This is a genomic window from Vibrio navarrensis, assembly GCF_015767675.1.
Classification (GTDB): Bacteria; Pseudomonadota; Gammaproteobacteria; order Enterobacterales; family Vibrionaceae; genus Vibrio.
In genome coordinates this window covers 178184-200163 of the sequence record NZ_CP065218.1, presented here as the reverse complement: position 1 = coordinate 200163, position 21980 = coordinate 178184, and the positions used below count along the sequence as shown (strand labels likewise).

Below are 21980 nucleotides of genomic sequence, written 5' to 3'. Positions count from 1 at the left end.
GAGACATTCTCCCCCAAATTGAAATTAGATGAAGTGAGAAGTCCAATGTCTGAATTGATCCAAAAAGTAAAAAGCGCCTTTCAAACGGTGCTTGGCTATACGCCTACCCACCTTATTCAAGCGCCGGGGCGGGTGAACCTGATTGGTGAGCACACTGATTACAATGACGGTTTTGTCTTGCCCTGTGCGATTAACTACCAAACCGTTGTGGCGGCAGCAAAGCGGGAGGACAACCTGGTGCGCGTGGTCTCGGTCGATTACGGCAATGCGCTTGATGAGTTCGACATCACGCAAGAGATTCTCTTCCAGCCAGACAAGATGTGGGCAAACTACATTCGCGGCGTGGTGAAGTGCCTCCTCGCACGCGGTTATCCGTTTGGCGGCGCTGATATTTCCGTCAGCGGTGATGTGCCACAAGGCGCGGGCTTGAGTTCATCGGCGGCCTTAGAGGTGGTTATCGGGCAAACGTTCAAAGAGCTGTATCATCTAGACATCAGCCAAGCGGAGATCGCGCTAAACGGCCAGCAAGCTGAAAATGAGTTTGTCGGCTGTAACTGCGGCATCATGGATCAAATGATTTCCGCTCAAGGAAAAGACAACCACGCAATGCTGTTAGATTGCCGCAGCTTAGAAACCGAGGCGGTATCCATGCCGGAAGAGATGGCGGTGGTGATCATCAACTCAAACAAAAAACGCGGCTTGGTCGATAGTGAATACAACACCCGTCGTCTGCAATGTGAAGACGCCGCACGCAGTTTCGGCGTTAAAGCGCTGCGTGATGTGACGATGGAGCAGTTCAAGGCAAAAGTTGCTCAGTTGGATGAAACGGTGGCAAAACGTGCTCGCCACGTGATCAGCGAAAACGAGCGCACCGTTGAAGCGGCTCAAGCCCTACGCGCCCAAGACATGAAACGATTGGGCGAACTGATGGCGCAGTCACACGCCTCAATGCGCGATGACTTCGAAATTACCGTCACAGAGATAGACACCTTGGTTGAGATCGTCAAAGGCGTGATTGGCGAACAAGGCGGTGTGCGCATGACGGGGGGCGGTTTCGGAGGCTGCGTGGTGGCGCTGGTTCCACCTGCGCTCGTCGAACCTGTCAAAGCGGTGGTCGAAGAGAAATACCCGCAGGCAACAGGTCTAAACGCATCTATCTATGTCTGCCAAGCGAAAGCGGGCGCAGGTTTAATGGCCGTGCTGTAGAGAAAGAAGTGAACGCTATGATGATGAAACTCAAAGAGTCGATGACAAAGCAGGCTGCGGAAGATGGGTTGCCTGTCCGTGTCATTGAACTGGTCAATTGCTCAGGGATGTCGGTCACACTAATGGATATTGGTGCGACATGGTTGAGCTGCCGTTTGCCGTTGGCGAGTGGTGAGCGAAGGGAAGTCCTGCTCGGAGTGGGGAACATGCAAGATTTCCAGCGTCAAGCAAGTTACATGGGGGTAACGGTGGGACGCTATGCCAATCGCATCGCCAATGGCTACTTTAAAATCGACGGCATTGAGTATCAGGTTTCGACCAACCAAGCGGGTAACTGTTTACATGGCGGCAAAGAGGGTTTTAACAAACGTCGCTGGAACGTGGCCGCGCAATCAGCCAATAGCGTCACTTTTTCTTTACACTCAAGCGATGGTGATCAAGGTTTCCCTGGCAATGTCGATGCGCAAGTTTGCTACACATTAAGTGAAGACAATCAGATGGTCATTCGCTTTTTGGCGACCACAGACAAAGCGACGCCGCTTAATTTAACCAATCACGCGTACTTTAACTTAGATGGCGCAGACAAGGGTGCCACTTGTCTTGAGCATCAATTGCAGATTGAGGCGGATCTATTTTTGCCGATTGATGCGGCAGGTATCCCGCTCGGTAAGTGTCAGCCGGTGCAACAGACCAGTTTTGATTTTTCTCAGCCTAAACGTATTGCTCATCGCCTTTTGCAAGATCCACAGCAAGAGCTGGCCAAAGGTTATGACCACAGCTATTTGTTTAGGCGAGATCGCGATATTTCGCAGCCTGTTGCGCGCGTCATGTCGAGCGATGGCCAAGTGCAAATGACACTGGTCACAGACAAACCCGCGATGCAGCTCTATACCGGAAACTGGCTGGCGGGTACGCCAAATCGATTGGGTGAAAAGTATCATGATTATCAAGGGCTTGCGCTGGAAACGCAGTTTTTACCCGATTCGCCAAATCACTTAGAGTGGCCGCAAGCAAGTTGTATTCTCAGGCCAGAGGAGAACTACGACTTCACCACCCGTTATCAGTTTGCCTTTTGAAAGTGTGAGTTAAGCCCTGCGTTTTCAGGGGTTAACTCATGCGCTACAGACGTTTGACTGAGTCTCGTCGTACCAACGTGGGCGAAAAAAGAATCGTGCTTTGGTCGTTAATGGGCTGCTGCTTTGACAATTCGATAGAAAGTTGCGCCGCTCTTTCCGCCATCATTTGGATAGGGTAGCGTACCGTTGTCAGCCGCGGATGAACATAACGCGCGATTAAGCCGTCATCGAAACCGACGATGGAGACCTGCTCTGGAACCTTCTGCCCATTTTCATCCAGCACGGATAGCGCACCTGCAGCCATGTAATCGTTGTAAGCGACAATGCCAGTTAGAGGCAGTGATTTACTCAGCAAGTTGGTCATCGCTTTTTCACCCCCATCGCTATTTGGTTCTGCGTATTCAATGTACAGGTTGGAAAGCTGGATGTTGTGTTCTTGCAGGGCTGCGAGATAGCCTTGCACGCGCTGATCCGCATCTTCAATCGTGTGACTAGAGGCGATACAGGCGATTTGCTCATGGCCATTTTGGATCAGAAAACGCGTCGCCAAATAGGCCCCTTTGAAATTGTCCAACGAGATGCAGCGCTCAGCGATTTCCGGGATGTGGCGGTTAATGATGACCAAACTGGGGACTTCGTTGGCAAAGTGAACTAACTCTTGATCGGTCAATCCTTTGGAATGAATCACTAAAGAGTCACAACGGTTATTAATCAGCAACTCAATCGCCTGACGTTCTTCGTCGGCGTTGTGATAACCGTTGCCAATCAACAAATGTTTGCCGTTTTCTCGAGCAACTTGGTCCACCGCTTTGACCAAGGTTCCGAAAAACGGGTCGGACACATCGCCAACCAATACGCCAATGGTATTGGTACTCTGGCTGACTAGCGCTTTAGCGGCGGCGTTGGGGCGGTAGCCCAACTTAGTCATTGCTTGGGTAACGGCTTCTACCGATGCTTTGCTTGCTTTTGGGGATTTATTAATAACCCGAGAAACCGTTGCGATGGATACGCCAGCCTCTTTCGCAACCTCTTTAATGGTGATCATGGTCTACCTCATTTTTGCTTGCCGCTATTAAACCGTCTCAATGAAAACAAAGCAATTGCTGGCATCGCAGTTTAAGAAAATAGGTATTAATTTTACCATCTAAAACAATTCATTAGAGATCTTGCTAACGTTTTCACATGATGCCGATGAAGACCCATGGTCAATGCCGATTGAGGAGCGTGATCAGGATTAAGAGAGCAGCAACCCGCTCAGAACGTTCTTAGTCAATTAACAAGCCTGTAAACCGGTTGGATTAGTACTTTTCCCTGAGTAGTTCAGTGCCGCTATCTAACGAACTATTTTTATATCGTGCTGAATTAAAAGAAGTTAAATTCTGTTACAAATTGTGTTGATAGAAATCACTATATAAATCAGAGTATTGAACAAACAGAGCTTTAAAATCAATTGATATGCTTATTTGCACCTATACTGTAAAAAAAGAGCTCAGTTGGGGGCAGCATGAAAAAGCATAATCACATTGTTGACGAAGAGGTTAAGTTTGGAAAGGAGATGGAGTTAGTCTCGACGACAGACACAAGAGGGGTGATCACTTATGCCAATGACGCGTTTTGTCAGGTCGCGGGGTATGAGCGTGAAGAGATGATCGGCAAGAACCACAACATGGTTCGACACCCGGATATGCCTAAAGAGGCGTTTAAAGATCTTTGGGAACACCTGAAGCAGCGCACGGCATGGCGTGGGGCAGTAAAAAATCGCTGTAAAGACGGCCGCTACTATTGGGTGGATGCCTTTGTTACCCCGATTTATGAACACAATCAGCTGGTTGGATACCAGTCGGTAAGGCGTCAGCTCGATCCGAAAGTACGTGCGAGGGCCGAAATGGCGTATCAAGCACTGCGGCAAAGCAAACCCGTCAAATCCCGTTTGGTGATCAGTAATCAGCTCAAGCTCGTGCTTGTAGCCCTCTGTTCTGTGGCGATCACGGCGGGAAGCATTCTGCATAGTGCTTACCTCAGTCTTTTGTTTCCTGTGCTTTTCTTCACTCTGTTTTACAACGAGTTGGTGGTTTATCCGAACTTTAACCAACAACTTCAGCGTCAATACGACAGTGTGTCTCGTTGGATTTTCTGCACCAATCCGTCCAATCAAGCCGAGTTTCATTTGTTGATGGATGAAGGGCGCAATCAGACTATTCTCGGGCGAGTCTTGGACGCCAGTCGGGATTTACTCACCCGAGTCAAAACACTGGAACAAATCTCCGGCAGAACCAGCAACAGCATTCGCATTCAGAACGAGGATCTCGACTCCATCGCGACTGCGGTTGAAGAGATGGTCGCGACCATTTCTGAAGTGGCCAGAAACAGCGCACTTTCATCGGAACAAGTGCATCTTGCTGCTCAACTCTGTCAGCGATCTAATGAGAAAGTGATTGCGGCAGAACAGCAGGTTTCGATGTTGGCCAAAGAAGTGAATGCCTCGGCGCAAAACACCGAACTGATGGCGAACAAAATCTCCGCCATTGATAACGTGATGTCTGAAATCCAGGGGGTTGCGGAGCAGACCAACTTGTTGGCGCTGAATGCCGCAATTGAAGCGGCACGTGCGGGCGAACAGGGAAGGGGCTTTGCGGTAGTGGCGGACGAAGTTCGGGTACTCAGTCAAAGAACGCAAAAAGCAGTCGAAGGAATACAAAGTTCCATGCAAGAGATCTTTGATGCGCTGCATCTTTTGAAATCAACCATGCAAAGTGGCACTGACGTAGCGCAATCTTGTATTGAATCGACTCGGGAAGCGCGTGCTGAGATAGAATCGCTGAATCAAGCGGTAGAAGCGATTGATGATTCCGCCATCCATATTTCGACCGCCGCTGAGCAGCAAAGCGTGGTGGCTAAAGAGATCAGCCAGAGTTTGATTAACATAAAAACTGCATCAAACTCGAATGCGCGAGATGTGGATGAGTTGGCGGGTCAAGCGCAGGATGTACGCGGAATGGCCGATAAGATGGCCGCCTTGGGTCTTTCATTTCGTGTTTAATCTGGCGTTAGCCAAAACAGCCGCTGAACCATTGCGATTTCTATGGTCAGCGGTTTTATTTTGCGGTACCGCAACTCCTCACGTTCAGTAGATTGTTTGAGTGACGTTATCGACAGTTGAGCGCTTGAAAAAATAGACACTTGATACCATTGCCAGCTTATGGATTTACGCTATGCTATCGCCGCCGTAATATTGCGGTTCTCTGTAGTCTAGTCGGTCATGAATCCTATCGTCGTCAGCATTGGGCTGTTGGTATGCAGTAATGTCTTTATGACTTTCGCTTGGTACGCTCATCTTAAAGAACTGAACAATAAGCCATGGATTGTTGCTGCGCTGATCAGCTGGGGTATCGCACTGTTTGAATACTTGTTACAGGTTCCTGCGAACCGTATTGGTTACACGGAGTTGAATGTCGGTCAGTTAAAAATTATTCAAGAAGTGATTACTCTGACCGTCTTTGTTCCATTCTCTCTCTTTTATTTGCGCGAACCGTTGAAGTTGGACTATTTGTGGGCTGGATTATGTCTGCTTGGCGCTGTGTATTTTGTTTTCCGCAGTAAATTTTCTTAAAAACGTTATTTCTAATTTAGTTACATCTATATTAATAGTGTTATCTGTATCACATTTTAATTTCTGCTAAAGTGGAAATGCCTTCATTTAAGCTAATAGGTTTCTATTTATTAGCTTTTTCTAAATAAAACAAATGTTGATTTAAGGTTGAGAAACAATCCGTCTCACACGGATTTATTTTAATTCGTGAAATAAATTAACATAAAAATCATGCCAACATTTATTTTACTGCTCGAACTATTTTCCAAATTCGTGATGCCTATAGATTATTATCAAACACATCGCTATGGAACGTTCCCACTCGTGACCATGATCACTTAATAAATATGAATGGTGAATGTATGATGCAAGCGCTTCCGGTCGTGTAAATCTTACAATGCAGTGATCGTTCGGGAGTCACATCGGAGAAAACCCACTTTGATGTGCAGGGATTAAGGGCAGCAACATCGCCCTAAATATGATTTGATAATTACAAATGATATAAATCATTGGAGAAAACCAATAATGAACACTCTTGTAAAACTTTCGCTTGCCTCTGTACTTGTATCTGCTGCCATTAACGCTCAAGCGGGCGTTTCTATTGAAAACGATATGGGTGCATTCTCTATCGGTGGTGATGTGGAATTTAACCTTGATTACACCGATAAAAATGCAACAAATAAACAAGAACTGAATCAAAATGGCCGTATTTTGGTACAAGTTGCCGCTGAGCACACGGTTTCTGGCGATCGCTACATCAAGATGCAAGCGCAGCCTCTACTGGATACTTCAGGTAACGTAAATCTAGATGACGCTTGGTTTGCGATGGGTAAAAAAGCCGATTGGGAACTAAAAGTGGGTCGTTTTGAAGCATACGATCTGTTCCCTGTAGGCCAAGACACTATGCTGGCGTATGCGGGTGATGAACCATACCGTGCTAATGCAGCGCGTGGTCGTGGTGACAACGGTCAAGTTGCTTTCTCTAAAACGTTCGATAGCGTGTACTTCGAAGTGGCTTCTCTGTTCAAAGACGAGTCAAATGCTGACAACAACGCTGTGTTCCTGCGTCCAGTTGTTTCGTTCCAAGCGACAGATTCTTTCCGCGTAGCGGGTGGTCTAGAAGCCAACGTAACGGCTGATAAGAAAGATGCCGACAACGATTTCATGGGCTACGGCGTAACAGCAAACTACTCTGCAGATGCAGTTAGTGTAAACCTGAACTACGCGTTCCGTGATTTTGATAGCCAAACTAAAGAGCAATCAACCATTGGCGCCAACCTGTTGGTAAGCGGTTTTGGTCTAGGTCACGTTTATTCACAAGACGAAACCAATGCGACAAAAACGAAGCTAAACACCACTTACGCATCTTACGAAATCGCAAATGTTTGGGATGTTGATGCTCTAAACATCTACTTAGGTACTTACTACTCAAAACAAAGCGACAGCGACAATAAAGATCTAGGCGCACGTATTCGCTTCAAATACTTCTTCTAATTAACCATTACGATCAACTGCTTTTTTGCCCACCACTTGTTGGTGGGCCTTTTTTTATGTGCAACTCGGACAGAACGTTTTTAGTCTTTTCCGAAGCGATAAACCAAGTAATAGAAAAAAGGCGAGCCAACAATTGGCCCGCCTTGATGTGTATTTATACGGAACTACTCGGCATAATTATCAATGCTCGGGCAAGAGCAAATCAAATTACGGTCGCCGTAGACGTTATCCACGCGATTAACCGTCGGCCAGTATTTGGACTTCTTGGTTGCAGTTGAAGGGAAACACGCCAATTCACGTGGGTATGGGTGTGCCCACTCTTCAGCCATCAGATCGACTTGAGTATGCGGCGCATTGACCAGCGGGTTGTCTTCAAGTGGCCATGCCCCTTCTTTCACTGCGGTGATTTCTTGACGAATCGCGATCATCGCGTCACAGAAACGATCAAGCTCCGCCAGATCTTCCGATTCAGTTGGCTCAACCATCAAGGTGCCTGCCACTGGGAAAGACATGGTTGGCGCATGGAAACCGTAGTCCATCAAACGCTTAGCGATATCTTCCTCGCTGATGCCTGTCTCTTCTTTGAGCGGACGGATGTCGATAATACACTCGTGCGCGACACGGCCGTTCTTACCGCGGTAAAGCACAGGGTAGTGCGGGCGTAGACGCTCCATCACGTAGTTCGCGTTGAGGATAGCTACTTTCGTCGCTTCTGCTAAGCCGTCGGCACCCATCATGGCGATATAGGCCCAAGAAATTGGCAGGATAGACGCACTGCCGAGATCGGCAGCCGAAACCGCGAACTCTTTGCCTTGCACGCCGTTTTCGATATGGCCCGGAAGGAAAGGCGCAAGATGCGATTTCACACCGATAGGGCCCATACCCGGGCCGCCACCGCCGTGCGGAATACAGAAGGTTTTGTGCAGGTTAAGGTGCGACACGTCTGAACCAATAAAGCCCGGAGAGGTTAAGCCAACCTGCGCGTTCATGTTGGCACCATCAAGGTAAACCTGACCGCCAGCAGCGTGAACCATTTCACATACTTCTTTCACTTGCTCTTCATACACGCCGTGCGTTGAAGGGTAAGTGATCATGATGCTAGAGAGATTTTCTTTGTGCTTCTCGATTTTGTCTGCCAAATCAACCAGATCAACGTTGCCGTTTTCATCGCATTTCACCACCACGACTTTCATCGACACCATAGAGGCCGTGGCTGGGTTCGTGCCGTGGGCTGAGCTTGGGATCAAGCAGACGTTACGATGACCTTCACCACGGCTTTCATGGTAGCGTTGAATCGCCACTAGGCCAGCGTATTCGCCAGATGCGCCCGAGTTGGGTTGCAGCGAGAACGCGTCATAACCCGTGATCTCACACAGCTTAGCTTTAAGATCTTCCGCAAGCGCAGTGTAACCCGCGGCTTGTTCAATCGGCGCAAATGGGTGCAGAGCACCAAATTCTGGCCAAGTGACCGGAATCATCTCTGCCGCTGCGTTGAGCTTCATCGTGCAACTGCCGAGTGGAATCATGCCGTGTGTCAGCGAGAAGTCTTTGTTTTCAAGCTTTTTCAGGTAACGCATCATTTGCGTTTCACTGTGGTAGGTATTGAATACTGGGTGGGTCAAATACTCACTCGTGCGACGACAGTTTTCTGGAATCGCGGCAAATTCGTTGCTTGCAATGTCACTTGAAAGAGCGTTGACGGTTTCATTCACGCCGAAGATAGCAAAGAGTGCTTCGACGTCAGTAACCGTGGTGGTTTCGTCAAAGCTGATGCCGATCTGACCCTCAAGCAAACGTAGGTTGAGGTCGGCGGCTTGCGCTTTAGCGTAAAGCGCTTGAGTCTGGTCACCGGTGTTGATGGTGATGGTGTCAAAGAAAGCGTTGTGGGCCAGTTCAAAACCCGCTTTGGTCAGGCCAGCTGCCAAAATCGCGGTCATGTGGTGCGTGCGACGAGCGATGGTGCGAAGGCCTTGCGCGCCGTGATAAACGGCATAGAAAGAGGCCATATTGGCAAGCAGCGCCTGAGCCGTACAGATGTTTGACGTCGCTTTCTCGCGGCGAATGTGTTGCTCACGAGTTTGCATCGCCATACGCAATGCTTGGTTGCCTTTGGCATCAATAGAAACGCCAATCACGCGGCCCGGCATAGTACGTTTGTGTTGCTCGCGCGTGGCCATAAACGCTGCGTGCGGACCACCGTAGCCCATTGGAACGCCGAAACGCTGCGCGCTGCCAATAACCACGTCAGCGCCCATTTCGCCTGCTGGCTTGAGTAGGGTAGACGCGAGCAAATCAGTGGCGACAGAAACCAATGTTTTGTTCGCTTGCGCTTTAGCAATGATCTCGGTGAGATCGCGGACTTCACCGGTTGTGCCCGGGTATTGCAGTAGTGCGCCGAACGCTTCAGTTTGAGGCAGAGCATCTAGCGCGCCGATGACCACATCAAAACCAAAGTATTTGGCCCGCGTTTTAACCACTTCGATGGTTTGTGGGTGAACGTCGTCGGCGACGAAGAACACTTGGCTCTTACTCTTACCAGCACGTTGACAAAGGGTCATCGCTTCGGCCGCTGCAGTGGCTTCATCAAGCAGCGACGCGTTCGCAATGTCCATGCCGGTTAGGTCCATCACCATCTGTTGATAGTTCAACAGCGATTCCAATCGACCTTGAGAAATTTCTGGTTGGTATGGCGTGTAGGCGGTGTACCAACCCGGGTTTTCCAGCACGTTACGCAAAATGACATTCGGTGTCAGCGTGTTGTAGTAACCTTGGCCGATGAAAGTACGTTTCACTTGGTTTAGATTGGCGAACTGTTTCATCGCTAGTAGCATGTCTGCTTCGCTTTTCGCTTGCGCAAGCTGCATCGGCTTTTCCAAGCGAATTTGCGCAGGAACGGTTTGCTCGATCAAGGCGTCAAGGCTTGCGACGTTGATCGCTTGCAGCATTTTTTGCTGGTCAGATTGATTCGGTCCGTTGTGGCGAGCAACGAACTCATGTTGTGTGTTGAGGCTTTGAAGTAATTCAGTCATGGTCCTTTACCTTCAAATAAGCTGTGTGTCCTCTGCGTTTCTTAGCATGCGCTTTGGGTCGTTCAGCCTTGAAAAAAAGCTGCCCACGGTGCCGGCAGCTTTATGTCGAAATGTCTTAATTAATCTTCTTCGATAGAGCTTAGATACTCTTCTGCATCTTTGAGATTATCCAGTTCAGATGGGTCAGCCATCTTGATCTTCGCAATCCAACCGCCCTCATAAGGTTCTTCGTTGATTAGTTCTGGACTGTCAGAAAGCTCTTCGTTGACTTCAACAATCTCACCAGTGACAGGCGCATAAATGTCAGAAGCCGCTTTCACGGATTCGACCAATGAGAAGCTATCGCCTGCCTCGAATTCTGCTTGCAGTTCTGGCAAGTCGACGAATACCACATCGCCCAGCAATTCCTGTGCGTGCTCAGAGATACCGATAGTTACAGTACCATCACCGTTGTCACGTACCCACTCGTGGCTATCTGTAAACTTCAGTGTTTTGTCCATTGCTTAATCTCCAAATATCTTACTAGGATTTAAAATCGGTTTATTGGTAAAGAGGGAAGCGGCCGCACAGTGCTTTCACTTCTTTGCGCACGCGTTGCTCTACTTCAGCGTTACCTTCAGGGTTGTCTACCAATCCATCCAGTACATCGCCAATCCAATGACCAATGAGTTTGAATTCTTGTGCGCCAAAGCCTCGGCTGGTGCCTGCTGGTGTACCCAAACGGATACCCGATGTAATCATAGGTTTTTCCGTGTCGAATGGGATGCCATTTTTGTTACATGTGATCCCTGCACGCTCCAATGCTTCTTCTGCTTTGTTGCCTTTTAGTCCTTTCGGACGCAGGTCAACCAGCATCAAGTGCGTATCCGTTCCGCCAGTCACAATGTCACAGCCGCGAGTTTGCAACACTTCAGCCAGAACTTTTGCGTTATTGATCACCGAATCGATATAAGTGTTGAACTCAGGGCCAAGCGCCTCACCAAACGCCACCGCTTTAGCCGCGATAACGTGCATTAATGGTCCGCCTTGCAAACCGGGGAAAACCGCAGAATTGATTTTTTTGCTGATCTCTTCGTGATTGGTCAAGATCATACCGCCGCGAGGGCCGCGCAGAGTTTTGTGCGTTGTCGTCGTGACTACATGAGCATGTGGCAGTGGGCTAGGGTGAGCGCCGGTTGCGACTAAGCCTGCAATGTGCGCCATATCGACCATCAGCAGCGCGCCAACTTCATCGGCAATCGTCCGGAACTTGGCAAAATCGAGGGTGCGTGGAATGGCACTGCCGCCTGCGATGATCATCTTCGGTTGATGCTCAAGCGCTAAGGCGCGAACGTCATCGTAATTAATCTCGAGTGTTTGGCTATCCACCCCGTATTGCACCGCGTTGAACCATTTGCCTGAAAGCGCAGGGCGAGCGCCGTGAGTAAGATGGCCACCAGCATCAAGCGACATACCTAAAATGGTGTCGCCCGGTTGAAGGAGAGCGAGCTTAACGGCCCCGTTGGCTTGCGCGCCAGAGTGGGGTTGAACGTTTGCGTACTCACAACTAAAAAGTTTTTTCGCGCGCTCGATAGCAATCGCTTCGATGGTATCAACGTGTTCACAACCACCGTAATAGCGGCGACCGGGATAACCTTCAGCGTATTTGTTGGTCAGGCAGGTGCCTTGGGCTTGCATCACCGCTTTCGAGACAATGTTCTCAGAAGCGATGAGCTCAATCTGTTCGTTTTGGCGGGTGAATTCAGCTTGGATACCAGCAAACACCGCATCGTCGGTTGCTGACAAGTTAGTGGAGAAAAAATTTTCCAAGCTGTGGTTTTGGTAAGTGCTGTTCATGGTAGATAACCTTTCAATCATCTGTCGAATCTGTGTACCGTCGTTCTCTGATTCGACAGTCCTTTGTATTAGCTGAACCGGCTATAAATTAGCCGTCCTGTTCAGAGCGAAATCCATCCCAAATGGGTACAAAAGGCCGCAGATCGACGTTACTTCCTTCGGTCAATGCGTGCGGAAAAAGCATCTCTTCAACTAACAAGTTGGTAACATACCCGTTGTTAACTGAACAATCAACCGAAAATTTCCTATAGGAAACATGGTTGCGTTTTTTGTTAACAAGAGCACGCTTTATTTACCCTGCTGCACTTTTCTCCACTTTAGGCTTCATGCACAATGATTTTTGAACAGGAAGCGAAGAATAAATACGAGGGAAATATGTCGGAAGATTTCTATGATGAGTACCCATCTCTGACACTGGCGAAAGAGTCGCAAGAGCAAAATATCGAGCCGCTTAAGCTCGGTCAGCGAATTAAAGAGGTGCGCGCCAAGTTGGGAATCACCCTCGAAGAGGCGAGTCAACGCACGGGCTTGGCACGTTCAACCTTAAGTAAAATTGAGAACGAACAGATCTCGCCAACCTTTCAAGCGATGCAGAAATTGGCGCACGGTCTGAAGATTGATATGCCACAACTCTTTGAGCCACCAAGAAAAAAAGTGGCCACTGGCCGTCGGGATATCACCAAGAAAGGGCTGGGTAAGTCACACCCAACCCAAACCTACGAGCATGAGTTACTAGCAACACAACTTTCCAATAAGAAAATGATGCCATTCAAAAGCGTGGTTCATGCGCGTAGTTTTGATGAGTACGGGGATTGGGTTCGCCATGACGGGGAAGAGTTCCTGTTGATTCTCTCTGGGGCGGTACAATTCTTCTCAGAATTCTACGAACCTGTGGTGCTTAGCGAAGGTGACAGTGTCTACTACGATGCCAATATGGGGCACATGTTGGTGTCGGTCAGTGACGAAGATGCACACATTTTGTGGGTGACCGCCAAATAGTGCTAACAAGATGTAAATTTCCTATAGTGAAGGCAAACGTTTGCTTTTACGGAAATCTTAATTACAATAGCGCCGATTTGCTGATAAAACCCGCATTTCGGCGTTGTTGTTACCTCTTTCGGTTGTGACTAAATTGTTAAATGTCACATTTTGAACGGTTCTAAACGAGTTGATCGTGCAAAACTCGTTAGCTCGTGTTTATTATAGGAAACAGAATTTTCCCTTGGTGGAAAACTGCTCAACTTAATTGCTGATAGATCGCTGTGCTGGGTCTAGCTAATGGAGACGAAAATGACTCAAGAACACTCTGACCAAGAATTACTGACAACACCGCTTCACGCGCTACACATTGAAGTGGGCGCCAAAATGGTGCCGTTTGCTGGTTACGATATGCCAGTTCAATATCCGCTAGGTGTGAAGAAAGAGCACCTGCACACGCGTGACGCAGCAGGTTTGTTTGATGTTTCTCATATGGGACAGCTCAGATTACACGGTGAAGGTGCAGCGGCGTTTCTTGAGTCTCTGGTTCCCGTTGACATTATCGATCTTGCGCAAGGTAAGCAGCGTTATGCCTTCTTTACCAATGAGCAGGGCGGCATCATGGATGATCTGATGGTGGCAAACCTTGGCGACCATTTGTTCGTTGTGGTGAACGCGGCTTGTAAAGAGCAGGACATTAACCATTTGCAAGCACACATTCCTTCGGATGTTGAGCTGGAAGTGATTGATGATCGCGCTCTGTTGGCGATTCAAGGTCCGAAAGCCGCTGAAGTTCTCGCGCGTTTCCAACCAGCAGTGGCTGAGATGCTGTTTATGGATGTGCAGAAACTCGAATTGCTGGGCGAAGAATGCATCATCTCTCGCAGCGGCTATACTGGAGAAGACGGCTACGAAATCTCGGTTCCCGCCGACAAAGCAGAAGCGCTGGCTCGTGCACTGACTGCGGAGCAAGAAGTGGAATGGATTGGTCTGGGCGCGCGTGATTCTCTCCGTTTGGAGTGTGGTTTGTGTCTCTATGGTCACGATCTCGATCAAACCACCACGCCAGTGGAAGCGAGCCTGCTTTGGGGAATTCAGAAAGTGCGTCGCACAGGCGGTGAGCGTGAGGGTGGCTTTCCCGGCGCAGACATCATCCTAAAACAAATTGAAAGCAAAGATGTATCCCGCAAACGTGTTGGTTTGGTGGGTTTAACTAAAGCTCCCGTTCGTGAAGGGGCTGAACTTTTCGACGCAGATGGTAATAAAGTGGGTGTAGTAACCAGTGGTACCGCAGGTCCGAATGCAGGTAAACCAGTTTCTATGGCGTACTTACGAGCGGACCTTACTGAGATTGGCACCGAAGTGTTTGCCGAAGTTCGTGGCAAGCTGCTACCGATGGCGGTAGAGAAAATGCCTTTTGTACCGCAACGCTACTACCGTGGTTAACGAAGCGTTGTGCTGAATCCCTAAGCAAGTGAGCTTGCTTTCTCCAATCAACACCGCGCTTCTATCTGGGGGCGCGGTGTTATGTTTTCTATCACTTCTTTATCCCGTTGTTCGCTGGTTGCCGCCACCATGCTGGCATCAGCTGTGCTATGCGCGCAATCTTTGCCACAAACTCGTGTGGTCAATGGCGATGTGGTCAGTGTTTCCGATTATTCCTCAATTGCCAGCCTTTACTATGACTCGCTCGAATACAACGGTATCTATTATTCAGGCCCCTATTGTGGTGCGAGTATTCTCGACCCTCTGCATGTATTAACCGCAGCGCACTGCGTGACGGGTTCCGCTTCACTGCCTTTATTTATGGTGGTGGTGCCACAACTGCAAGATGAAAAGCAGTATCCCTTTGGCAATATTCAAAGGCTACGGGTGAGCGAGATCTACTACCCGGACAGCTTTATCGACAGCGCGCAAGTGTTGTTTCCCGATGATATCGCGGTGTTGAAACTGGCCACAGCGATGAATATCGATGCGATTAATGATGTGATAGTGCGACCAAGCGATGAATCGTATCGAAGTGCCGGGCAGCCATTTTTCACTGTCGGGCATGGTAATACCCAAACCAATGATGACAGTGACACGCGCCTACTAGCCGCTTCGCTTAACTATGTTGCAAACGATATTTGCGCTGCGACATTTTCCGCGGGTCGTTACCTTACCTCAAAGCAGATCTGTTTCGATGGCAACTATAGCAGTGCATCGCAGCTGAAAAACAGCACTTGTCATGGCGATTCTGGTGGCCCTGTCTACTGGAACAACAACGGCACGCTTGTCCAAGTGGGCTTGACCAGTTTTGGCCCGCAGACGTGTGGTGATCCGCAGTGGCCCGTTACGTCGGTATTTACTGAAATTCAAGACTACTCGACTTGGATCAACCGTGTGCTTAGCGGCAAAGAAACGGCCAAAATAGTGATCACAGAACAGATGCGTGTCGATTATCTCAACGGCGATTATGTACCTGAGGCGGCAAATACAACGGCTGGGCTGGAAGCCGCGCTGGCCTTGAAGAGAGAAGGTGGAGCGTTCGGGGTTGGCTTAATGATGTGCTTACTGCTTTGCTGGTGCAGAAACGCCCTTGCTTGGCAACGGCGTTTCGTGCAATTTTTCATTGTGAGGGATTACTGGGTACGGCAGGCCACTTCAATAACAATATCGTCCAGTTTGCTGGGATGAATCATCTTGTCCTGATGGATATTGAGTTGTCTAGCAATCTGCTGGTTAAACAATTCCCAATGCTTAAGTAGAAGTGTATCGGCATCGCTGATGCCCGGCCAGGTTTCGCCAAGAAATGGCGTTAAACTGCATGCGCCATGGGCATGCAGTAGCATTTGCCATTTCATTTCCCACATGCAGATCGGTTTTTCAGGGTGGCGTAAGTTGTATTGGGTGTAAAGCGGCTCAAACGCGGCAGCGAATTCGTCTTTGGAACGCAGGAAATATTCCAGTAGCGCATTGTCGTCTTGGCGAACCGCATCGGCAATCAATTGGATCGGCTGTTTGTGCACCAACGTAAACGCGCACATGCGCACTAAAAATTCGTAAATTTGCTGAGCACAATCGCTATTTTGCTGCGAAATCTCACGAATCAATTCGGTAATGTAGGTTTGCAGATAGTCATCCAAAGCGTCACTGATCTCTTGCCAAATCTTCTCTTTGCTACCGAAATGATGGCGGATCAGGCTGTGCGAGACACCCGCTCGCTCGCTGATATTACGTAACGAAACCCGCTCAAAGCCGAGGGTAGCAAACATATCTGCCGCGATTTTGAGGATCTCGCATTTGGTTTGCTCTGCCGCTTCAGCGCTACGACGACCTTGCTTTCTTTCTGACATAACCGAGCATTTTTCCCCTTTTGCAAAAACGACCTAGTGTAACCACAAGGGCGTCAATTGACTAATTTTTTTGCTGTACAGTTGGAAAATATATTGATCGTTTCTTGAATCTTAATATACTGCACATCTGTGTAATAAATGGATGATTGGAGAAGCGACTGTGCGAAAACCTTTGATAAAACGCACTTTGCTCAATAGCAGTGTGCTTTTAGCTACGATTGGCTTGCTTGTTGGGTGTAATCAGGCTGTTTCTGAAACGACGGTGTTGACGGTGAAACCTGTAAAGCTTTTGTCGGTGAACGATTTGATGGCGAGTTCGGCGGACAGTTTCCTTGCGCAAATTGATGCTACCAAACGAGCGCAACTTTCTTTTCAAGTGGCGGGTCAAATTGATGCATTGACTGTGCGCATGGGCGATGAAGTACAACAAGGAGAGCTGTTAGCCAGATTAGATCAAGCCGATCTGCAGTTGCAGTTAGATGCGGCGAGTGCGCAATACGCGCTGGCGCAAACTCAGTGGCAAAGAGCACAAAGCTTGTATCACAAGAAGCTCATTAGTACCGATGTTTATGATCAAGCAGAAACCGCATTTACCGCGGCGAGAGCGACCTATGAACAGGCAAAAACGGATTTAAGTTATGCGATGTTGAAAGCGCCGTTTAGTGGCGTGGTTTCCTATACCTACGTCAAACCCAATCAGGTGGTTGCCGCCAAACAGCAAATCCTTAACTTGATCGACAACAGTTCGTTAGACGTTTCGTTTACCGTTCCTATTTCTTATGTTGAGGCGAATGGCTTAGACAAGCTGAAGAATCTTCCTATGTGGGTAACGATGGACAGCGAACCCGATAAGCCTATCCCGGCTCAGTTCAAAGAGATCACCACGCGCCGTGATGCTGATACCAACAGCTACACGGCGATTGTGACCATCACACGTCCGCAAGACAGGAACTTACTCAGTGGGATGACAGGACAAGTTTCGATTGGTAAAGCGAATATAACCCCGTTTTTAACCTTGCCAGAAGCGGCTTGGGTGTCAAAGAAAGGCTCGCAAGGTGACGTTTGGCTGTTGGATGAAGAGAATCAACAATTGAAGAAGGTGACATTGTCACTCAATGCGAACGGGGATGTGATTTCAGGTTTGAATCGTCAAGATCGAGTGGTGATTGCCGGAGTGGAAAATCTTACCGAAGGGCAGGTAGTCAAAGCGTGGCAACGTGAGGAAGGGATCTAATGAACAAATCGTTAATCACGCTGACCCTACTTTCTTTATTGGGTTTAGCCGGCTGCCAAGAGCACGTTCCAGACCATCAAAGTGATGTACTGACCGTTTCGACTTACCAAGTCGGGGCGCCAGTGACAACGCAATATCGCGTGTTTAAAGGGCAAGTGGTGGCCGCGGAGCAGACGCCGATTGCCTTTCGTACCACTGGCGAAATTTTGCAAGTGTTGGTGCGTGCGGGCGATCGCGTAAAACAAGGCCAACTGCTGGCCAAACTCGACGACAGCAAACAAAAGCAGGCACTGGAAGATGCCAAAGCGAAACATGCGTTGGCGCTTAAGCAGCATGAACGCGGTAAGGAGCTGTTTGAGCGAGCGATGATCTCTCAAGCGGAGCTTGATGAACTCACGGCCAATCGCCAGCTCGCCAATGCACAGTATCAGATGGCCAAAAATCAGCTGGAATACACCCGCTTGGTGGCGCCATTTTCGGGGACCGTCACCGATGTGTTCAAAGAGCGTTATGAACGCCCAGAAATTGGTGAACCAATTCTTAATCTCTATCAGGATGATAAGGTCTACGTGCAAATTGAGCTATCCGATAACGTGCTCGCCAAAGTGGATCCCGATCGTCAATCAGCGACATATCAGCCGAAAGCGCGTTTCTCTGGCGTCGAGGGCGAGTTTCCGGTGCACTACTTGGAGTACACCAGTGAACCCGATCCGCAGTCTCGCAGTTATGCCATGTGGTTAGCGATGGAGCAGATCTCACCGCCGATTTTGCCCGGTACCAGCGCCAGTGTTGAAGTGGATATGCAGGCGGCGGGCATCACCTCGGTGGACGGCTATCAATTACCAATGACCAGCTTGGATGCCGGACGTGAGTCTGGCGAATTCTTTGTCTGGAAGCTCAATCAAGGGCAGGTGACGCGAGTGGCAGTTAAGGTCAGTCAAATCAATGGTCAAGGTGCCATTATCTCTTCAGGTATTACGTCAGGGGATGTGGTAGTGAATTCCAATCTGCGCAAACTGCGTGAAGGAAAAACCGTCAAAATGGTGGAGAGCAATCAATAATGAATATCGCAGAATATTCCATCAAGAACCGCGTCATTAGCTGGCTGTTTATTATTATTCTAGCCATTGGTGGCGTGACTTCTTTCCTTAATCTCGGCCGCTTGGAAGATCCCGCTTTTACCATTAAAGATGCGATGATTATTGCAACTTATCCCGGCGCGACCTCTAAAGAGGTGGAAGAGGAGCTGACCTATCCGCTGGAGAAAGAGATCCGTCAGCTTCCGTATATAGACCATATTACTTCGACGTCATCGAATGGTATGTCGCAAATCATGGTGAGCATGAAGATGGATTATGGTCCCGATGAGCTGCCACAGATTTGGGATGAAATGCGGCGCAAGATTAATGATCTCAAGCCCACATTGCCTTCGGGTGTCCAGTCTTTGCAGATCATTGATGATTTCGGTGATGTTTACGGCGTGATGATCATGCTCAGTGGTGATGGCTACGATTATGTGGAGCTCAAACGTTACGCCGACCATTTGACCCGTGAACTGGAGTTGATTAACGGTGTGGGCAAGGTGGCGATTGCTGGCGATCAGCAAGAGATGTTGTTTGTCGAGATCTCGCTTGATCGTCTGGCTGCGTTAAACCTCGACATGAATACCGTTGCTGGGCTGCTCAACCAACAGAATAATGTGGTGGCCTCTGGTGAAGTGATGGTGAACGGTGAAAGCCTGACCATTCGCCCGAGCGGCACATTTACGTCTGTTCAAGCGCTGGAAAATCTGATCATTCACGGCCGTGACACGGGCAACCTGATCCGTCTCAAAGATGTGGCTACCATCCGCCGAGATATCCAAGAGAAGCCGACCAACATCGTCACCTTCAACGGCAAGCCAGCAATCAGTTTAGGGATCTCCTTTGCCTCAGGTGTCAACGTGGTGGAAGTCGGGCAGAAAGTCAGCCAAGAGTTGGCTTTGCTCGAATCGATAAAACCTGCGGGCGTTGAGCTGAACTATTTCTATAATCAAGCCGCCGAAGTCGATACCTCGGTGCAAGATTTTATCGTCAGCCTCGCGCAAGCCGTTGCCATTGTGATCATCGTTTTGCTGTTTGCCATGGGCATGCGCAGTGGCATCATCATTGGCCTCGTACTGCTTCTTACCGTGTTTGGTACCTTTATCTTGATGGATTACAACAAGATAGAACTTCACCGTATCTCGCTTGGCGCGTTGATCATCGCACTGGGCATGCTGGTGGATAACGCCATTGTGGTGGTGGAAGGCATACTGGTTGGTCTGAAGAAAGGGCGCAGTAAAGTGCAGGCAGCGGTTGATATCGTCAAGCAAACACAATGGCCACTGCTTGGTGCAACGGTGATCGCGATTACCGCTTTTGCTCCGATTGGCTTGTCGCAGGATGCGACTGGGGAGTTTATGGGATCGCTGTTTTGGGTGCTGTGCTACTCCCTTTTCCTCAGTTGGGTGACCGCGTTAACCATTACGCCATTTCTAGCCGATTTGCTGCTCAAAGAGGAAGAAAAAGGCAGTGACACAGAGGAAGATCCTTACAAAGGCGCGTTATTTGTGATTTTCTCTGCGATGCTAAAATTTGCCCTGCGTTTTCGTTGGTTGACCGTCACCGCCATGGTGGGGCTATTAGTGGCGGCGGTATTCGCTTTTGGCATGGTGAAACAGTCATTCTTCCCGCCGTCGAATACGCCGATGTTTTACGTCGATATATGGATGCCGCAAGGAACCGATATCCGCCAAACGACGTTGCAGACCGAAAAGGTAGAGCGTTTTATTCGCCAGCATGAGCAAGTGGAGTTTGTGTCGACGTCCATTGGTCAAGGGATGCAGCGTTTTGCTTTGACCTACCAACCGGAAAAAAGCTATGAAGCGTATGCGCAATTGCAGGTGCGTGCCCTCGACAGAGAAAGCATGTTTGCACTGCTGGATGAACTGACGCAAGCGCTGCCGAGCCAGTTTGACAAACCGACGTTCCAGTTTAAATTGATGGAATTTGGCCCATCGCCTGCATCTAAGATAGAAGCGCGTATTTCAGGTCCTGATCCACAAGTATTGCGAGATATAGCAAAGCAAGTTGAAGATGTGCTGCACACTGATCCGGGAGCGAGAAACATTCGTCACGACTGGCGTGAACGCACCAAAGAACTAGTACCGCAATTTAACGAGTCGAAAGCGCGTCGTTTGGGGATCTCCAAAGAGGAACTGTCAAACACCCTGCAAATGGCGTTTGGCGGCAATACCATGGGGCTACTGAGAGATGGGACGCACATTTTGCCGATCGTCGGTCGTTTACCCGAATCCGAGCGGGTCGATTTTGCATCGATGCAGAATGTGAAGATCTGGAGCCCGTCGCTACAGACTTACGTTCCGGTAGATCAGGTCATCGATGGTGTGACGCTTGATTGGACAGAGCCTTTGATTCAGCGTCGTGACCGTAAGCGCACCCTAACGGTGCTGGCTGACCACGACATTTTGAGTGACGATACGCCAGCCAGTCTTTTCGCGCGTATCCAGCCGAAAGTGATGGCACTGCCTCTGCCCGATGGCTACAGCATCACTTGGGGTGGTGAGTATGAGTCGTCGAAAGATGCCCAGCAAGCGCTGTTCGGCTCGCTTCCTATGGGTTACTTGCTGATGTTTGTCATCACCATATTGCTGTTTAACTCGCTGAAAAAACCACTGGTGATTTGGTTTACTGTGCCACTTTCGATCATTGGTGTCTCGTTTGGCTTGTTGACCACCAACATGCCGTTTAGCTTCACCGCGTTTTTGGGGCTATTGAGCTTAAGTGGCATGATTTTGAAAAATGGCATTGTGCTGCTGGATCAAATCAATATTGAACTTGCTTCGGGTAAAGAACCTTATCAGGCGATTATCGACAGTGCGGTGAGCCGGGTGCGTCCGGTCAGCATGGCCGCGTTGACAACGATTTTGGGTATGATCCCACTGATGTTTGATGCCTTTTTCGGCTCAATGGCGATCACAATTATGGCAGGCCTAGGCTTTGCTACGGTTCTGACATTGATTATCGTCCCCGTGATGTTTGCCATTTTGTTTCACATAAAGCCCAATGCGACATGCTAAACAAAGCTAATTAATGTGTTAATAAAAAGCCCCATTGAAACACTAATGGGGCTTTTTTGTATTCAGTGGGCAGCGCCACAGCA

16 protein-coding genes are annotated in these 21980 nt (G+C 48.9%); 11 read left to right on the top strand and 5 right to left on the bottom strand.

Features of this window, described 5'->3' with window-relative positions; all coding sequences use genetic code 11:
* Positions 1 to 45 precede the first annotated feature (45 nt).
* A complete protein-coding gene (galK, locus tag I3X05_RS17700) occupies positions 46 to 1206 on the top strand; it encodes a galactokinase (protein WP_045572167.1) in 1161 nt (386 codons plus the stop codon).
* Between the two features lie 17 nt (positions 1207 to 1223).
* Positions 1224 to 2282, top strand: a complete 1059-nt coding sequence (gene galM / locus I3X05_RS17695; RefSeq protein ID WP_045572168.1) for a galactose-1-epimerase — start codon at positions 1224 to 1226, stop codon at positions 2280 to 2282.
* Positions 2283 to 2325: 43 nt separating this feature from the next.
* On the opposite strand, the gene I3X05_RS17690 is transcribed toward galM, so the two are convergent.
* Positions 2326 to 3327, bottom strand: coding sequence for a substrate-binding domain-containing protein (locus I3X05_RS17690; RefSeq protein ID WP_045572169.1), 1002 nt, complete (start codon positions 3325 to 3327; stop codon positions 2326 to 2328).
* 459 nt (positions 3328 to 3786) lie between these two features.
* On the opposite strand from I3X05_RS17690, the gene I3X05_RS17685 reads away from it, so the two are divergent.
* From I3X05_RS17685 to I3X05_RS17675, 3 genes are all read left to right on the top strand, one after another.
* The gene (locus tag I3X05_RS17685; protein ID WP_045572170.1) at positions 3787 to 5322 is read left to right on the top strand and encodes a methyl-accepting chemotaxis protein; all 1536 of its coding nucleotides are present in this window, start codon (positions 3787 to 3789) and stop codon (positions 5320 to 5322) included.
* 219 nt (positions 5323 to 5541) lie between these two features.
* The gene (locus I3X05_RS17680) at positions 5542 to 5892 is read left to right on the top strand and encodes a DMT family protein (RefSeq protein ID WP_045572171.1); all 351 of its coding nucleotides are present in this window, start codon (positions 5542 to 5544) and stop codon (positions 5890 to 5892) included.
* Positions 5893 to 6396: 504 nt separating this feature from the next.
* Complete coding sequence (locus tag I3X05_RS17675) at positions 6397 to 7365, top strand: carbohydrate porin (RefSeq protein WP_045572172.1); 969 nt, start codon at positions 6397 to 6399, stop codon at positions 7363 to 7365.
* 164 nt (positions 7366 to 7529) lie between these two features.
* On the opposite strand, the gene gcvP is transcribed toward I3X05_RS17675, so the two are convergent.
* From gcvP to I3X05_RS17660, 3 genes are all read right to left on the bottom strand, one after another.
* Positions 7530 to 10394: an aminomethyl-transferring glycine dehydrogenase gene (gcvP, locus tag I3X05_RS17670; RefSeq protein WP_337971356.1), complete on the bottom strand. Its 2865-nt coding sequence runs from the start codon at positions 10392 to 10394 to the stop codon at positions 7530 to 7532.
* Between the two features lie 119 nt (positions 10395 to 10513).
* A complete protein-coding gene (gcvH, locus tag I3X05_RS17665) occupies positions 10514 to 10894 on the bottom strand; it encodes a glycine cleavage system protein GcvH (protein WP_045572174.1) in 381 nt (126 codons plus the stop codon).
* Positions 10895 to 10934: 40 nt separating this feature from the next.
* Complete coding sequence (locus tag I3X05_RS17660; RefSeq protein ID WP_045572175.1) at positions 10935 to 12230, bottom strand: serine hydroxymethyltransferase; 1296 nt, start codon at positions 12228 to 12230, stop codon at positions 10935 to 10937.
* Positions 12231 to 12605: 375 nt separating this feature from the next.
* Between I3X05_RS17660 and I3X05_RS17655 the strand changes: the two genes are divergently transcribed.
* The 3 genes from I3X05_RS17655 (at position 12606) to I3X05_RS17645 (ending at position 15884) form a co-directional block, all read left to right on the top strand.
* Positions 12606 to 13229 carry a helix-turn-helix domain-containing protein gene (locus I3X05_RS17655; RefSeq protein ID WP_045572176.1) on the top strand — a complete coding sequence of 208 codons (624 nt, stop codon included), beginning with the start codon at positions 12606 to 12608 and terminating at the stop codon, positions 13227 to 13229.
* Positions 13230 to 13520: 291 nt separating this feature from the next.
* Positions 13521 to 14654, top strand: a complete 1134-nt coding sequence (gene gcvT, locus I3X05_RS17650; RefSeq protein WP_045572177.1) for a glycine cleavage system aminomethyltransferase GcvT — start codon at positions 13521 to 13523, stop codon at positions 14652 to 14654.
* Positions 14655 to 14735: 81 nt separating this feature from the next.
* A complete protein-coding gene (locus I3X05_RS17645; protein WP_082069799.1) occupies positions 14736 to 15884 on the top strand; it encodes a S1 family peptidase in 1149 nt (382 codons plus the stop codon).
* Here I3X05_RS17645 and I3X05_RS17640 read toward each other — a convergent pair.
* On the bottom strand, positions 15830 to 16543 hold the full coding sequence (locus I3X05_RS17640) for a TetR/AcrR family transcriptional regulator (protein WP_045572178.1): 714 nt from the start codon (positions 16541 to 16543) through the stop codon (positions 15830 to 15832). The two genes, I3X05_RS17645 and I3X05_RS17640, sit on opposite strands and share 55 nt — an antisense overlap.
* Before the next feature lie 160 nt (positions 16544 to 16703).
* Between I3X05_RS17640 and I3X05_RS17635 the strand changes: the two genes are divergently transcribed.
* Genes I3X05_RS17635 through I3X05_RS17625 form a run of 3 tightly spaced genes read left to right on the top strand, consistent with a single transcriptional unit; the run spans position 16704 to position 21897 of the window.
* Positions 16704 to 17777, top strand: a complete 1074-nt coding sequence (locus I3X05_RS17635; protein WP_045572293.1) for an efflux RND transporter periplasmic adaptor subunit — start codon at positions 16704 to 16706, stop codon at positions 17775 to 17777.
* On the top strand, positions 17777 to 18838 hold the full coding sequence (locus tag I3X05_RS17630) for an efflux RND transporter periplasmic adaptor subunit (RefSeq protein WP_045572179.1): 1062 nt from the start codon (positions 17777 to 17779) through the stop codon (positions 18836 to 18838). The genes I3X05_RS17635 and I3X05_RS17630 overlap by 1 nt, the downstream gene beginning before the upstream one ends.
* The gene (locus I3X05_RS17625; RefSeq protein ID WP_337971355.1) at positions 18838 to 21897 is read left to right on the top strand and encodes an efflux RND transporter permease subunit; all 3060 of its coding nucleotides are present in this window, start codon (positions 18838 to 18840) and stop codon (positions 21895 to 21897) included. Before I3X05_RS17630 ends, I3X05_RS17625 begins: the two co-directional genes overlap by 1 nt.
* The last annotated feature ends 83 nt before the right edge of the window (positions 21898 to 21980 follow it).